General features: G+C 36.5%; 18 protein-coding genes. 14 read left to right on the plus strand and 4 right to left on the minus strand.

Going from position 1 to position 14,207, the window contains the following annotated elements; all coding sequences use genetic code 11:
- Positions 1-71 precede the first annotated feature (71 nt).
- The 9 genes from AC3ITD_RS23565 to AC3ITD_RS23605 all read left to right on the plus strand — a co-directional run bounded on the left by AC3ITD_RS23565 (position 72) and on the right by AC3ITD_RS23605 (position 6,173).
- A complete protein-coding gene (locus tag AC3ITD_RS23565) occupies positions 72-695 on the plus strand; it encodes a 1-acyl-sn-glycerol-3-phosphate acyltransferase (protein ID WP_265799945.1) in 624 nt (207 codons plus the stop codon).
- The gene (locus AC3ITD_RS23570; protein ID WP_489363016.1) at positions 692-1,789 is read left to right on the plus strand and encodes a glycosyltransferase; all 1,098 of its coding nucleotides are present in this window, start codon (positions 692-694) and stop codon (positions 1,787-1,789) included. The genes AC3ITD_RS23565 and AC3ITD_RS23570 overlap by 4 nt, the downstream gene beginning before the upstream one ends.
- A complete protein-coding gene (locus tag AC3ITD_RS23575) occupies positions 1,759-2,433 on the plus strand; it encodes a carotenoid biosynthesis protein (protein ID WP_489363017.1) in 675 nt (224 codons plus the stop codon). Before AC3ITD_RS23570 ends, AC3ITD_RS23575 begins: the two co-directional genes overlap by 31 nt.
- A gap of 87 nt (positions 2,434-2,520) precedes the next feature.
- On the plus strand, positions 2,521-2,670 hold the full coding sequence (locus AC3ITD_RS23580; RefSeq protein WP_489363018.1) for a DUF2683 family protein: 150 nt from the start codon (positions 2,521-2,523) through the stop codon (positions 2,668-2,670).
- Positions 2,671-2,766: 96 nt separating this feature from the next.
- Positions 2,767-2,859, plus strand: a complete 93-nt coding sequence (locus AC3ITD_RS23585) for a type II toxin-antitoxin system YoeB family toxin (protein ID WP_489366740.1) — start codon at positions 2,767-2,769, stop codon at positions 2,857-2,859.
- Positions 2,860-2,946: 87 nt separating this feature from the next.
- The gene (locus AC3ITD_RS23590) at positions 2,947-3,798 is read left to right on the plus strand and encodes a 4-hydroxy-3-methylbut-2-enyl diphosphate reductase (RefSeq protein ID WP_265799942.1); all 852 of its coding nucleotides are present in this window, start codon (positions 2,947-2,949) and stop codon (positions 3,796-3,798) included.
- Positions 3,799-3,880: 82 nt separating this feature from the next.
- Positions 3,881-4,555: a fatty acid desaturase gene (locus AC3ITD_RS23595; RefSeq protein WP_489363019.1), complete on the plus strand. Its 675-nt coding sequence runs from the start codon at positions 3,881-3,883 to the stop codon at positions 4,553-4,555.
- 96 nt (positions 4,556-4,651) lie between these two features.
- Positions 4,652-5,662: a ferrochelatase gene (gene hemH, locus AC3ITD_RS23600; protein WP_489363020.1), complete on the plus strand. Its 1,011-nt coding sequence runs from the start codon at positions 4,652-4,654 to the stop codon at positions 5,660-5,662.
- 7 nt (positions 5,663-5,669) lie between these two features.
- A complete protein-coding gene (locus tag AC3ITD_RS23605) occupies positions 5,670-6,173 on the plus strand; it encodes a gluconokinase (RefSeq protein WP_489363021.1) in 504 nt (167 codons plus the stop codon).
- Here AC3ITD_RS23605 and AC3ITD_RS23610 read toward each other — a convergent pair.
- Both AC3ITD_RS23610 and AC3ITD_RS23615 read right to left on the minus strand, forming a co-directional pair.
- A complete protein-coding gene (locus AC3ITD_RS23610) occupies positions 6,170-6,562 on the minus strand; it encodes a hypothetical protein (protein WP_265799938.1) in 393 nt (130 codons plus the stop codon). The two genes, AC3ITD_RS23605 and AC3ITD_RS23610, sit on opposite strands and share 4 nt — an antisense overlap.
- A 184-nt stretch (positions 6,563-6,746) precedes the next feature.
- On the minus strand, positions 6,747-7,964 hold the full coding sequence (locus AC3ITD_RS23615) for a 3-deoxy-D-manno-octulosonic acid transferase (RefSeq protein ID WP_489363022.1): 1,218 nt from the start codon (positions 7,962-7,964) through the stop codon (positions 6,747-6,749).
- A 142-nt stretch (positions 7,965-8,106) separates the two neighbouring features.
- Between AC3ITD_RS23615 and AC3ITD_RS23620 the strand changes: the two genes are divergently transcribed.
- From AC3ITD_RS23620 to AC3ITD_RS23630, 3 genes are read left to right on the plus strand one after another with little or no spacing between them, the layout of a single operon-like run.
- On the plus strand, positions 8,107-8,313 hold the full coding sequence (locus AC3ITD_RS23620) for a hypothetical protein (protein WP_265799933.1): 207 nt from the start codon (positions 8,107-8,109) through the stop codon (positions 8,311-8,313).
- Positions 8,314-8,871, plus strand: coding sequence for a hypothetical protein (locus tag AC3ITD_RS23625; protein ID WP_489363023.1), 558 nt, complete (start codon positions 8,314-8,316; stop codon positions 8,869-8,871).
- A gap of 17 nt (positions 8,872-8,888) precedes the next feature.
- Complete coding sequence (locus AC3ITD_RS23630; protein WP_265799931.1) at positions 8,889-9,626, plus strand: tyrosine-protein phosphatase; 738 nt, start codon at positions 8,889-8,891, stop codon at positions 9,624-9,626.
- A gap of 24 nt (positions 9,627-9,650) precedes the next feature.
- On the opposite strand, the gene AC3ITD_RS23635 is transcribed toward AC3ITD_RS23630, so the two are convergent.
- On the minus strand, positions 9,651-10,880 hold the full coding sequence (locus tag AC3ITD_RS23635) for an ABC transporter permease (RefSeq protein WP_489363024.1): 1,230 nt from the start codon (positions 10,878-10,880) through the stop codon (positions 9,651-9,653).
- Between the two features lie 102 nt (positions 10,881-10,982).
- A complete protein-coding gene (locus tag AC3ITD_RS23640; RefSeq protein ID WP_010601380.1) occupies positions 10,983-11,336 on the minus strand; it encodes a HesB/IscA family protein in 354 nt (117 codons plus the stop codon).
- Positions 11,337-11,427: 91 nt separating this feature from the next.
- On the opposite strand from AC3ITD_RS23640, the gene AC3ITD_RS23645 reads away from it, so the two are divergent.
- Positions 11,428-11,958 carry a DUF7935 family protein gene (locus AC3ITD_RS23645; RefSeq protein ID WP_489363025.1) on the plus strand — a complete coding sequence of 177 codons (531 nt, stop codon included), beginning with the start codon at positions 11,428-11,430 and terminating at the stop codon, positions 11,956-11,958.
- Positions 11,959-12,079: 121 nt separating this feature from the next.
- Entirely contained in the window at positions 12,080-13,627 is a 1,548-nt protein-coding gene (locus tag AC3ITD_RS23650) for an acyl-CoA mutase large subunit family protein (protein ID WP_489363026.1), read from the plus strand.
- Positions 13,628-14,207: the final 580 nt, after the last annotated feature.

The raw sequence follows: 14,207 nt of genomic DNA on the forward strand, positions 1-14,207 counted from the left end.
ATATTCTCTTTAATCATTAATATCTCACACTCCAGTTTGCAATTCACCTCAATTTTTTGCAACTTTCATGCATGTATCAGCCCAAAAAGAATACAATCATTTTTAATTTTTTTTCCTGGTATATTCAATTCATCATCAGGAAAGATTTTGCCGCATTTAAATATGATGAAGCAGCATTGGATACAGCGTCTTCTATTCTAATTCTGAGTAATCATTTCAGTTGGTGGGATGGTTTTTTTATATTTTATCTCAATAAGAAAGTTTTCAAGAAACAATTTTATGTGTTGGTTAATGCTGATAACTATAAAAAAGTTGGGTTTTTAAAATACCTCGGAGCCTTTGCGCCAGAAACGAGGGGTAAAGATGTATTGGCCACACTTGATTATGCTGGTAAACTGCTAGATGATCCACAGAATTTGGTTCTTATTTTTCCGCAGGGGAAATTACATTCGAATCATGAAAAGACTGTCAAATTTGAAAAAGGAGTGATGCAGGTAATCAATGCCAGTAAAAAGAAGCTTAACGTTGTGTTCGCCGCAACATTTATTGACTATTTTTCAAAACGAAAACCTTCTGCTTATACTTATCTGCAAAATTGGACTAACGAAGAGTATGTAAGCTTGCAGTTATTAAAAAGCGAATACAATAAACATTACTATCAGTCGCTTGTTAAACAAACACAAATTACTGAATGACAATTTTTATTTACGCAGTTTTAATTTTCCTGGTGATTAGGTTTTCGGTCACGGTATTCAACTTTTTGTCTAATCCGAAGCTGCAACGAACAGTTAAGCACTATCACGATAAGGTTTCGATGCTCATTCCTGCAAGAAATGAAGCTGAAAATATAGTTCTTTTGCTAGAATCTATTCGCAACCAGGATTATAAAAATTATGAGGTAATTGTTCTTGATGACGATAGTACCGACGATACCTACAACTTAGTTGAAAACTTCGCCAATAAGAATCAAAATTTCAGGGTTGTTAAGGGCAAAGTGCTTCCAACGGGATGGCTGGGAAAAAACTACGCTTGCTATCAGTTGGCTGAATTAGCTACTGGAAAATATTTTTTTTTCCTCGATGCAGATGAATCAATAAAACGTGGATTGATCAATAGCTTAATTGAACGAATGGAGGTTGGCCAACTAGCATTGCTGAGTGTTTTTACCAATCAGGTAATGAAAACACTTGGCGAAAAACTAACCGTTCCATTAATGCATTTTATCCTGTTAAACTTACTCCCACTGCGGCTGGTTAAATTCTCTGCCAATCCGGCTTTTGCCGCGGCAAGTGGACAATGCATGTTTTTCAATGCTAAAAACTACCACGAAAATCAGTGGCATGAAAAGGTAAAGAAACAGGTTGTAGAGGATGTAGAGATCATAAAATTGGTGAAACAATCAAATTACACAGCAGAAGCACTCTTAGGTAACCAGCTGATTCATTGCCGCATGTATAAAAACCTTGCTGAGTGCCTTTCCGGCTTTAGTAAAAATTTGCTTGCAGGTTTTGGTAATAACATTTTAATATTATTAATTTACCAGCTTTTGGTAATTGTAGGGCCAATCATATTGTTGTTTAACTTTAACTTTGATCTGCTTGCCTTGCCAATAACATTAATCATTTTAAGTAGAATGATGATCTCTTATTTATCAGGACAAAATGTTTTTATAAATTTGATTTTACATCCTTTACAGATGTTATTGTTTTTGGTAATATCACTAATCTCTATAAAAAAACACATTCTTAAACAAGGCACATGGAAGGGCAGAACGATCAAAGCGATTTAAAAATTAAAAGAATTGCAGTTGCTATTATTGTTATATTCCATTTGGTAGGGATGATTGGCTTTCTGATTCCAGCTACCCAACCCTATTTTACTCGATTGGTTCCGTTCCATTTGTTGTTGATGTTTGCTGTGATTATTTTTTCTTACAATGCAGATGTCAAACGTTTACTGCTATTCGTTTCAGGCGTTTTCCTCAGTGGCTATTTAGTAGAAGTTTTAGGCGTACACACGGGTAAAATTTTCGGAAGCTACTATTACGGAGATACATTAGGCTATAAAATTGCAGCAGTTCCACTATTGATGGGAGTTAACTGGGTGATTTTAATTTTCAGCATCGGCCAGATGATGAAAAACTTTAAGGTTAGAAATACCATTATCGCATCATTACTTGGTGCTGTGGCGCTGGTAACACTCGATTATTTTATTGAACCCGTAGCCATGAAATTTGATTATTGGCACTGGGACCTGCACGAAATTCCGGGACAGAACTTTGTGGCTTGGTTTATCGTTTCGGTGATATTGCTTAAGTTTTACTATGCCTTAGGTTTAAAACAACAGAAATATATTGGTGTTACTATGTTTGCTTCGCAATTAATTTTTTTTGTTGTTTTATACATGACAACCGGAACAAATATTTTTGCTTAATTTTGTGAAGTTATTTAAGTAATTTTATATTATGGAAACACTAATCGTACAGCCTAAGAATAAAAAGCAGCTTTTGGCTATTGAGGCGTGTTACAAGCATTGAATGTAACTTTTAAAAAAGAGAACAGCTATAGTCCTGAATTTATAATTGAAATAGCCAAAGGGGAAGAGGATATAAAAAATGGACGTCTAACCAGGGTTAAGAATGTTCAAAATATATGGGAAAGTATTTTGTAGACATTACAGATCAAGCTAAAAGCAATTAACTGAGATACTTAAATAAGGAGATAAAGCTGCCATTAAAAAATCCAGAAAATTTTTATAGAATTAAGTATTCATCCAGCATCAGGTGTAGATAAACCTGAAAAATTAAAATTTGAAGTTTCTGGCTATTGGTCAAGACAAATAAATAAAAAGATAGGTTAGTCTATAGAATCGATGAAGAGATTATTACTGTATTTGTAATTTCTGCTAGAGGACATTACCACGATAAATAACTAATCCTGAGATAAAATGAGCAATTTAAACTTACAGGTCAATATCGATAAATCATCAGGCTTTTGCTTCGGCGTGGTTTACGCCATAGAAATGGCCGAAGATATTTTAGAAAGTGAAGGCTATCTGTATTGCCTTGGCGATATTGTCCATAACGACGAAGAAGTTGAAAGGTTAACTAAAAAAGGGTTGAAAATCATCGATCATGATGTTTTGAAAAACCTTAAAAATGAGAAAGTTTTAATTAGGGCGCATGGCGAGGCACCTTCAACGTACCAATTGGCTTTAGAAAATAACCTGACCCTTATCGATGCTTCTTGTCCGGTTGTATTAAAACTACAAAACAGGATTAAAAACTCTCATGATGATGACGAACAAGTTTTGATTTTTGGGAAACACGGTCATGCTGAAGTGATTGGTCTGCAAGGCCAGACGGATGGAAAAGCAATTGTTTTCCAGGATTTAGCAGAACTTGATCAGGTAGATCTGCCTTCAAAATTTACCCTTTATAGCCAAACTACAAAGAGTACTGATAAGTTCTATCATATTAAAGATGAACTCATATCCAGAGGTTATGAAGTTAAAGCAAATGATACCATTTGCAGACAAGTATCTAACCGTTACGAAGAGTTGGAAAATTTTGTAAGTAATTATGATAAAATCGTTTTTGTTTCGGGTAAAAAATCATCCAACGGAAAGGTGCTTTATGATGTTTGCAAAAAGTATAATGATAATTCCTATTTCGTTTCCAATGTAGAGGAGGTGGATCAAAACTGGTTTGCAGCAAATAATAAAGTGGGGATTTGTGGCGCTACATCAACTCCAATGTGGTTAATGGAAAAGGTAAAGGTTGCATTGGAGCACTACTAATTCAAATTTTTAGATAACCTTTTTGAATGTTAACTGTTTAAATTATTGCAGTTCAGCTATAAATCATACTAAAGGTATCCTCGTGGGAAAAAATCAAAGCTCGTTTCTTGGTGTAATAGTAGCTTCTATCGTAATTTTATGCTGGTTTATTTCGTTGTGTTTTCTTTTGAGGTGGGATTTCAATTGGAACAATCCATTAGTCTATATAATGATTTTTGCACAAATGCACTTATACACCGGTTTGTTTATCACGGCTCATGATGCAATGCATGGTACTATATCTGCAAATAAAAACATCAATAATTTTTTCGGCTATTTATCGGTATTTCTTTACGCAGGTTTTTTCTACAATAGACTCTACTCAAAACACCACAATCATCATAATCACGTTCACACGGTCAATGATCCTGATTTTGCACCTCATGGTTTTTGGAAATGGTATTTTAGCTTCATGATGAACTACGTTACCATTATTCAATTGGTTATCATGGCTGTTGCTTTCAATGTTCTTCAAATCTGGGTGAAACAAGAAAATTTGCTGCTTTTTTGGGTATTGCCATCGTTACTCAGCACCTTTCAACTTTTCTATTTCGGTACTTACGTACCTCATAAAGGTGAACATGACAACGAGCATCATGCATCAACCTTGCAAAAAAATCATTCTATAGCTTTTATTACCTGCTATTTTTTCGGTTATCATTTAGAACATCATCAGAAGCCGCATTTGCCTTGGTGGCAATTGTACAAAACCAAATAAATTCAGCAAAGGTTTTTACCAAATCTTGATACTTACAACACCATATTTGACGCTAAAAAAGCGATATTTGCGGCACAAAACATATTCTATAATTAAATGAGCAAGAAGGGAATTTTACTGGTAAATTTAGGAACGCCTGATAGTCCACAAACCGCAGATGTTAGAAAATATCTCGATCAATTTTTGATGGACGAAAGGGTAATTGATATTCCTAAGTTGAATAGAACATTATTGGTGAAAGGCATTATTGTTCCGTTCCGTAGCCCTAAAACAGCCAAATTATACAAGGAAATTTGGAATGAAAATGGTTCCCCACTGTTGTATTATAGTCGCTTGCAGGCAAAAATGTTGCAAGATAGATTAGGTGATGATTACCATGTGGAGTTAGCCATGCGTTATCAAAGTCCTTCCATATCTTCGGCGCTGGGAAACTTGAAGGCGGGTTTGGTAGAAAGCATTCAAGTGATCCCAATGTTTCCTCAATATGCTTCAGCGAGTTCTGGTTCCGTTATCCAACTGGTGATGGAGCTGGTAAGCAAGTGGCAAACTGTACCACCAATATCTTTTGTTAATTCATTTCACGATAATGAGCTGATGATTAAACTTTTCGCAGAAAATGCCCGTAGTCATGGAGTAGCAAATTATGATCATGTATTATTTAGTTTTCATGGACTACCGGAAAGACAATTGCTTAAATGTGATCATACCGGAAACTATTGCTTAAAAAGCGATGATTGCTGCAAGACATTAAACGATACAAATAAATTTTGTTACTCAGCACAAGGCCATGATACCGCGCGATTAATTGCGGCCGAATTGAACTTGCCAAAAGAAAAATATACTGTTTGTTTTCAATCTCGTTTAGGTAAAGAACCTTGGGTGCAGCCTTACACAACCGATGTTTTAAAGAAATTAGCCGCTGAGGGAAAAAAACGTTTACTTGTTTTCAGTCCTGCTTTTGTAGCCGATTGCTTAGAAACACTCTACGAGATTACAGTGGAATACCAGGAAGAATTTAAAGCTTTAGGTGGCGAACATGTTCAGTTGGTAGAAAGTTTAAATGATAGTCCGGTATTTATTGAGGCACTTGCCGGGATGATTAAATAAATTAAGAATGGCAAGATTTATCATTTTAATGGGGGTTTCTGGTAGTGGCAAAACGGTTATTGGTAAATCCCTTGCCCCAAACCTCAACGCTGAATTTATTGACGGTGATAATTTGCATACTCAACGAAATGTAGATAAAATGGCTGCCGGCATTCCGCTTACTGATGAAGATCGGTTGGATTGGTTAGATCTTATCGCAAAGGTTGGTCATGATCATGCCGAACATGGAACCACTTGTATTATTGCGTGCTCGGCATTGAAACGTAAATACCGTGATATTCTAAGAACAACCAATCCGAAAATGGGTTTCATCTATTTGAAGGGAAGTTATGAGCTAATCTTTGATAGGATTTCAAAACGCTCACACCAATATATGCCTAGTAGTTTACTGCAAAGCCAGTTTGATACTTTGGAAGAACCGCAAGCCGATGAAAAGGATGTGTTTATTGTCTCTATAGATAAGGAAATTTCAGAAATTGTGGATGATATTGTTCAGGCTGATTTGGTTTAGTTTTCCTTATAAGCGAGGTACTTATCAATAAGTTCAATGGTTGCTTTCGTCACGGCTTTTTGATCTGTGATTTCGGTAAAGCTCCTGCTTAGTAGGTCACAGTAGATTATTTTCCTCATTTTGTTATCTAATATGAAGAGATTGGCGAAAATTTCATTTTCCGAAGATGGTCCATAGTAGCCCGAGAAAGCGATGTGAAGTGTATGCCTACTATTGGGTTGAATTAAACTTGCTGGAGCATCGAAAAAATCTTTTGCTTTTTTCAATCTGGCCCAGGCGAGATAATTATGAGTAATGTTGACATATTCTTTCTGTGGAAGTGTTTCAAGATGAGATACCTGCTCATACCGTGTATTTGGAAGTTTTTCTCTTATGACATTGAACAACATTTTAGATATTTTTGAACTTAATTCGGCATAAATACGTTAGAATCACTATAGTCCCTTTTAGCTGCATCCACTATTGGCGTGACGATCATTACGCTGTCAAGTGCAATTTTTGTGTATTCGATTCGTTGAGCGAAGCTGGTGTGAAAGACAAATAGAAGCCCGATAAATGCAATAAATTTGGTTTTCATAAAATGTGCTGAATGATAATTTCTGTAGCTCCTTTTTGATCATCTACATATTTTTTAGCAGCAATCGAAGCAGTTTCGTTTGCTGCAAACAATTCGAATGCAGTTAGTAACTCTTCACCAGAAGAAATACTTTTTGCCGCACCGAGTACAATCAAATCTTTAGCTTCCTGGAATTTATCATACTTCGGGCCGAAAATTACAGGTAGACCAAATGCCGCAGCTTCGAGTGTATTATGTATTCCAGCTCCAAAGCCGCCACCAATATAAGCCAGTTTCCCATAATGATACAAAGAAGAAAGCATGCCAATGTTGTCTACGATTAGCGTTTGGTATTCGGCGGTTGGCCTTCGATTATTGGAATTGAGAACCGAAAACCGCACACTGCCCACAGGAAACTGCTTCTCGATACTTTCGATATGGCTTTCATGAATTTCATGCGGTGCAATAATAAATTTCCAATCAGGATAATTTTCAGGTAAAGCCGATAATAATTTTTCGTCTTCGAGCCACGTACTTCCGCAAATTAATGTTGGCGAACCGCCGATGAAAGCTTCTACTTCAGTAAGCTTTTTAGGAGATTTAGCGTTTTCATACACCCGATCGAAACGCGTATCGCCACTCACTACTGCATTAACCAATCCAATCGAGATCAAAAGTCTTTTACTTTCCTCATTCTGAACAAAGAAATAGGAAACTGCTTTTAAAATCTGGCGATAAAAACCTCCATACCATTTGAAAAAAACTTGGTTTGGTCTAAAAATTCCCGAGATTACATAGAGTGGAATATTGCGATTTCTTAATTCTTCGAAATAAAAATACCAGAATTCATATTTGGTAAAGATAACCATCTCTGGATTGATCAATTCCAGGAATCGCTTGGAGTTTTGAGCGGTGTCAATTGGAAGGTAAAAAACATCTGCGAGCGGATAGTTTTTTCTAATCTCATATCCCGAAGGAGAAAAAAACGTCACTACAATCTTTTTTGCTGGAAAAAGGGCCAAAAGTTTTTCTAATACCGGCCTTCCTTGTTCAAATTCTCCCAATGAAGCAAAGTGAAACCAAACATGTTTTTCTCCGGCATCCACCTGTTTTTTTATTTCATTAAAAAGGTTTTTACGGCCTTTTATAAATAATTTCGCTTTGCTATTAAATAGCGAAAAAATCAAAATAATCACCTGGTAAACTCTAATTCCTAATCTGTAAAGCAAAAGCATTGTTGTAAATTCCTATCTTCGTGGCCAAGATAAAACGAATATATTTAAAAAGCTTAAAAATATATCAAGATAGCCGTTATTGGTAGCGGATATGTAGGGTTGGTTACCGGAACATTTTTATCCTAGACAGCAAACGATGTGTTTGGAAAATTATTCAGCCTTTGAAAATGTTACCAGTGAAAAGCTTAACTATAAAATCGGCCCAAGAAGAGCTGGTGATATTGTACAGATTTTTGGCGATGTGCAAAAATCAAATAATGAATCAGGCTGGAAAGTGAATCTTGATATCAATGAAATGATGCGTTCGGCTTGGAAGTGGGAAAAATACATTATGGCTAATCTTTTTTAAATGAAATTATCAGAGCACAAAGAATTAAAAACGGCCATTACAGATTTGCCTATCAAAGAAAAAGATAAGCTCTTATTGCGTTTAATAGCCAAAGATAAAGTGCTCACAGAACATCTCCACTACAAACTTTTAGAAAGCGAAAGTGATCTGGAAGACCGCAAAGAAAAAATCAAAACCGATGCGACCGAACAAGTTTCTGAACTTAAAATACTGAATGCAAAAGAGGCTTTAGTTAAAGTGCGGAAAATGATCACATCGGTTAACCATTTTTACAAGGTTACAAAAGATCCTATTGGAGAAGTAGAACTCAAGCTTTTCATTTTAAATATCATTCCTTTCGATTACCGTAAATCTATTTTTGGCTATAGAGATTACATGATTTTGTTTTCATCGTTTTACATTAAAACAGTTACAATAACCTTTAACAAGTACAATAAATTGCATGAAGATTTGCAGTTTGATTTGAGGGAAAACTTAAATAATTTGCTCGATAGAATCTATTCTTCTAAATTAGCATCGGCAGCCGAAGCATCGAATTTGCCAAAAGAATTAAGTTAAAGTCATGATCTATCGCTATGTTCGGATTGTTTAAGAAGAAAAAAATAGTTCCCGAATTTAACTTTTCAAATATTGGAACTGATATGCACTCTCATATTATTCCTGGGATAGATGATGGTGCACAAACCATAAACGATTCGATTCTATTGGCTAAAAAATTCAAATCATTAGGATTTAAAAAACTGATTGCCACCCCGCATATCATGGCCGATTATTTTCGCAATACGCCTGATACCATCAATCGCAATTTAGATCTTTTGAGGAAAGGTATACAAGAAATTCAGCTTGATTTAGAAATTGATGCCGCCGCCGAATATTATCTGGATGAAACTTTAGAAAAGAAAGTTAAGCAAAAAGAAGTTCTCACTTTTGGTAGTAATTACTTGCTCTTCGAACTTTCTTATATCAATGCGCCTCAAAATCTTTTCGACACTATAAAAATGATGCAAGATGCAGGCTATAAGCCGGTGCTTGCTCATCCCGAGCGGTATCCATACTACTACGTCAGTTTAGAAAATTATAGCCAGATCAAAGAAACTGGTTGTTTGTTGCAAATGAATTCAATTGCCTTAACAGGATATTATGGTTCTGGAGCCAAAAAAGTTGCTGAAGAAATGGCAGAAAACCATTGGGTAGATTTTATTGGAAGCGACATGCATCATTTAAAACATGCCGCTGCGCTCGAAGAAAGTTTGAATACTCCAATAATGCAGCGCCTACTGAGCGAGCATCAGCTAAATAATGTGTTGATTTAATCAGCCAGCTCCCGAAATTGGGGCTTATTCATATCGCAATGCCTCAACAGGATCTAATTTTGAGGCTTTTTTTGCTGGATAATATCCGGAAACGATTCCTACCAATACACAAAGGGCAAAGCCTCCGATAATAAAAAACCATGGAATAATAAAAGCGCCACCCATGGCTAAAGAGATCACATTTCCTAAAACGATGCCTAAGAATATTCCTAATACCCCACCCATTAAGCAAATTACCACAGCCTCAATCAAAAACTGTCTACGAATAACCTGAGGATTGGCACCAATGGCTTTTCTAATTCCAATTTCCCGTGTACGCTCTGTTACACTTACTAGCATAATATTCATCAAACCAATAGAAGCACCTAGTAAAGTGATAATACCAATAGCTACGCCGCCAACGGCAACAAAAGCTAGGTTTTCGAACAAGGTTTGCGCAACGGCGTCGCTCTTGGTAATTTCAAAATTATTCCCTTCCCCAATTTTTACTTTACGGATATTTCTAAATAACGCGGTCGATTCGCCAATTACATTTTCCTGATCATTATTATCAGATACCATAACGGTGATGGTGTAAGATGGATTAGCATTTGCATTAATCTGTTTGGCCTTTAGCAGGGGTACATATACAGCCCTATCTCCACTAAAACCCATGCTAGAACCTTTTTTTGCTAAAACGCCGATAATTTTGAAACGATTGTTTCCAACGTTGATCAACTTATCAATCGGATCAGAATCTTTAAAAAGTCGTTCTACAACTTCTCCTCCAACAATGCACACATTGCTTCCCATGGCGACTTCTGAAAGTCCGAAATTTCTACCTTCTGATAAACTCAAGCCTTGAGAAGCTAAGCCATTCTCATCTATACCCTGAACGTTAATGTTCGGATTTGTTTTTAATGTACCATACTTTACCGTTGAGCCACCGCTTGCAAAAACACTTACAGCAACTGTTGCCGGGGCATTCAGGCCATTTTTAAATTTAACAGCATCTTCGTAACGGATAGATTTAAAAGGTTTTGGTCTTTTTCCGTTTCCAATTCTAATTCCTGTTCCGCGGTTTCTAATCGTAAAAGAATTAGCGCCCATGCTACTAAAGGCATCAGTCATACTTTTCTTTACAGCATCAAGCGTGGTTAAAATACCTACTAGAGCCATTAAACCTATGGCAATAATTAGGGCAGTAAGCATGGTGCGTAAGCGATTGCCCTTGATAGATTCTAATGCCAGTCTGATGTTTTCTCTGTAGTTCATTTAGTATTGCGATAAGCGTTTGGCGGACAAAGCCTGTAAAAATAAAAAAAGTCCCGATGTTTAGACAAAGGGACCGCACTATATGTTACAATAATATTTTATTTATGCCGAGAAACTCGTTCCGCAACCGCAAGTACTTGTTGCATTCGGGTTAACAAATGTAAAACCGCGAGAATTTAAACCATCTTGCCAGTCAATCATCATACCCATGAGGTACATTTGATGTGCTTTGTTCATAAAAACCTTAATGCCATCAATAAAAAATTCCTGATCGCCTTCTTTTTTCTGGTCGAAGCCTAAAACGTAATTCATTCCAGCGCAGCCACCACCTTCAACGCCTACACGTAAACCATAATCCTCACTAATCTCCTGCTGATCTTTTAATTTATATAACTCTTTTGCTGCACCTTCTGAAAAAGTAACTGGTGCAAATGATGTATCAACTGTTGTGCTCATGTTATTTAAATTTTATCTGTTACAAATATAAATAATAATGCACATTTTTGCTTTTAATGGTAGGCTAATATTACCGTATTTAAACAATAGTATGAATATTCAACAGATTTTAACAGATATAGTGATTCTCTTTGCAGGTATCTTTTTAGCCTTGATGGGAGTTTATTATATTTTAAAGAACGATATACAGCGTTTTTTCGACTTAAAAAATATTGAACTTAATAAGGAAAGTAGAGCACATTTGTTACCGTTGCGCTTACAGGCGCACGAACGATTAATCATTTTTACTGACCGCATTAATCCTGCTAATTTATTGATACGCCTCCACCAGCAGGGGATAGGCATTGGAACATTGCAAGCCGGAATTTTAAATGAGGTACGGTCTGAGTATCAACACAACATTTCGCAGCAGCTCTATGTAGATAGCGTAACCTGGAATGTAGTACGAAAACTTAAGGATGATACCATTGCCATGATTAATAATGCTGTGCATGGATTACCTGCTGATGCAAATGGTATTGAGCTAAGCAAAGCAATTTTGCAGCACATGACCAGCATTGATGAAAATCCCTATGATTTGACGATAGAGTTGGTCAAAAAAGATATTCAGAAGCTATTTTAAATTGATGATAAGCGATTAGCTGCGAAGTTGATCAATTTTAAAAAAAGTATTAATTGATTTAGTGATATTACAAGTAGCTATCAGTTAAACAATGAACAAGTGGCTATTGAACTAACCGAATATGAGCGATAACAAACATACAACCACTTCCGGCATCGAAATTAAGGAGATTTATACTTCGGCAAAGCCGATGGAAGAAAAGGCTGGTGAATTTCCATTTACCCGAGGAATTCAGAAAGATATGTATCGCGGAAGGTTATGGACCATGCGTCAATACGCGGGGTTTTCAACTGCAGAAGAATCAAATAGACGTTACCATTATTTATTAGCCCAGGGAACTACCGGGTTGTCGGTAGCATTCGATTTACCTACTCAAATCGGTTACGATTCTGATCATGAAATGTCAGATGGAGAGGTTGGAAAAGTTGGTGTTGCCATCGATTCACTTAAAGATATAGAGATTCTTTTCGATGGTATTGAATTAAAAAACATTACCACTTCGATGACGATCAATGCGACTGCATCAATTTTATTGGCCATGTACATTGCATTAGCTAAAAAACAGGGAGCAGATTTGAAACAGATATCTGGTACCATCCAAAACGATATTTTAAAAGAGTACGCTGCACGAGGAACATATATCTATCCTCCAAAGCCATCGATGAGGTTAATTACTGATATTTTTGAGTTTTGCAGTAAGGAAGTGCCAAAATGGAACACGATATCTATTTCTGGTTACCATATCCGCGAAGCGGGATCTTCTGCAGTACAAGAATTGGCATTTACGCTAGCCAATGGCAAAACCTATTTGAAAGCTGCGATAGATAAGAGTTTAGATATTAATGTATTTGCAAAACGTTTGTCGTTTTTCTTTAATTGCCACAACAACTTCTTTGAAGAGATTGCCAAGTTTAGGGCAGCCCGAAGAATGTGGGCAAAGATAACGAAAGACCTGGGCGCTACCGATGAAAAGGCTCAAATGTTGCGTTTCCATACTCAAACGGGTGGCTCAACGTTAACTGCGCAGCAACCACTTAACAATGTAATCAGAGTAACCAACCAAGCCATGGCTGCGGTATTAGGCGGAACACAGTCGCTTCATACCAATGGCTATGATGAGGCACTTTCATTACCCACCGAAGCCGCAGCAAAAATCGCTTTGCGTACACAGCAAATAATAGCATTTGAAAGTGGCGTAACCGATACAGTCGACCCTTTAGCGGGCTCATTCTTTATCGAAAATCTGACTGATGAAGTTGAAGCTGCGGCCTGGAGTTACGTTGATAAGATCGATGCGATGGGTGGCTCGGTAAATGCCATAGAAAGTGATTACATGCAGAATGAGATTGCCAGTGCATCTTATCAATATCAAAAAGAAATTGAAACAGGTGAGCGGATTTCGGTGGGGGTAAATAAATTTACCCAACAAGAGGAGGGTTTAACAGAGGTTTTTAATATTGATGATTCTATTCGCGTGTTGCAAACTGAAAAACTGCACCGCTTAAAAAGCGAGCGTAACAACGATGTGGTAGCTGAAGCATTGAATGCATTGGAAGAAACAGCGAGCGGTACGAAAAATTTGATGCCGCTCATTATTGATGCCGTTGAAAAATATGCAACATTAGGAGAAATTGCCAATGTCTTGCGCAAAGTATTTGGAGAGTATTAACAATAGATGCTTCATTTTTAAACCAGAGCTTTTTATATAGTCAGCGCTTTCGGTCTGGTTGTATGTTTTCGATTATACAGCTATAACGCTACAAATGGAACTACGTATTCTATGACTAAACTGGCATCGGATATTAAATAGAAATCTACTTTGCTAATGTTGTAAAAAGCGAAATATTACCACAATTTATTCCGTTTCAGCTGGCAAATTTAATGTCAATTTATTTACTTTAAAATAATTGCTTTGATAGTCAGCTTTTTGGTTTTTCCAAAACAAAAACTATAACAAATAGCCCAACAATCTGGTATAGTGGCTTGGATTTTGCTTTTGTAAGGGAGATTTAAACGAGGTAGAATATTGGGGTTAAATGGAGGGAAATGTGGAAAACCGATGTTAATAAATAGTTATCAACACAAAAAATTGAGATTAAGCAGTCTACCATATTCCTTATCAGTACGTTACGATTTATTTGAGATTTTTGTTTAAAATGTTGATAATTTTCTCAATATTCGTAGTCCCGAAACGGACCATCCTTTTAATTCGAATCGGTACTGTAAACCAATAAATTATAAAAATCGCA

The organism is Pedobacter sp. KH_004 (assembly GCF_057840755.1).

Coding starts and splice junctions, on each gene's coding strand:
- AC3ITD_RS23565 (WP_265799945.1), top strand. CDS start 72: ATGTATCAGCCCAAAAAGAATACAATCATTTTTAATTTTTTTTCCTGG.
- AC3ITD_RS23570 (WP_489363016.1), top strand. CDS start 692: ATGACAATTTTTATTTACGCAGTTTTAATTTTCCTGGTGATTAGGTTT.
- AC3ITD_RS23575 (WP_489363017.1), top strand. CDS start 1,759: ATGGAAGGGCAGAACGATCAAAGCGATTTAAAAATTAAAAGAATTGCA.
- AC3ITD_RS23590 (WP_265799942.1), top strand. CDS start 2,947: ATGAGCAATTTAAACTTACAGGTCAATATCGATAAATCATCAGGCTTT.
- hemH (WP_489363020.1), top strand. CDS start 4,652: ATGAGCAAGAAGGGAATTTTACTGGTAAATTTAGGAACGCCTGATAGT.
- AC3ITD_RS23605 (WP_489363021.1), top strand. CDS start 5,670: ATGGCAAGATTTATCATTTTAATGGGGGTTTCTGGTAGTGGCAAAACG.
- AC3ITD_RS23610 (WP_265799938.1), bottom strand. CDS start 6,562: ATGTTGTTCAATGTCATAAGAGAAAAACTTCCAAATACACGGTATGAG.
- AC3ITD_RS23615 (WP_489363022.1), bottom strand. CDS start 7,964: ATGCTTTTGCTTTACAGATTAGGAATTAGAGTTTACCAGGTGATTATT.
- AC3ITD_RS23625 (WP_489363023.1), top strand. CDS start 8,314: ATGAAATTATCAGAGCACAAAGAATTAAAAACGGCCATTACAGATTTG.
- AC3ITD_RS23630 (WP_265799931.1), top strand. CDS start 8,889: ATGTTCGGATTGTTTAAGAAGAAAAAAATAGTTCCCGAATTTAACTTT.
- AC3ITD_RS23635 (WP_489363024.1), bottom strand. CDS start 10,880: ATGAACTACAGAGAAAACATCAGACTGGCATTAGAATCTATCAAGGGC.
- AC3ITD_RS23640 (WP_010601380.1), bottom strand. CDS start 11,336: ATGAGCACAACAGTTGATACATCATTTGCACCAGTTACTTTTTCAGAA.
- AC3ITD_RS23645 (WP_489363025.1), top strand. CDS start 11,428: ATGAATATTCAACAGATTTTAACAGATATAGTGATTCTCTTTGCAGGT.
- AC3ITD_RS23650 (WP_489363026.1), top strand. CDS start 12,080: ATGAGCGATAACAAACATACAACCACTTCCGGCATCGAAATTAAGGAG.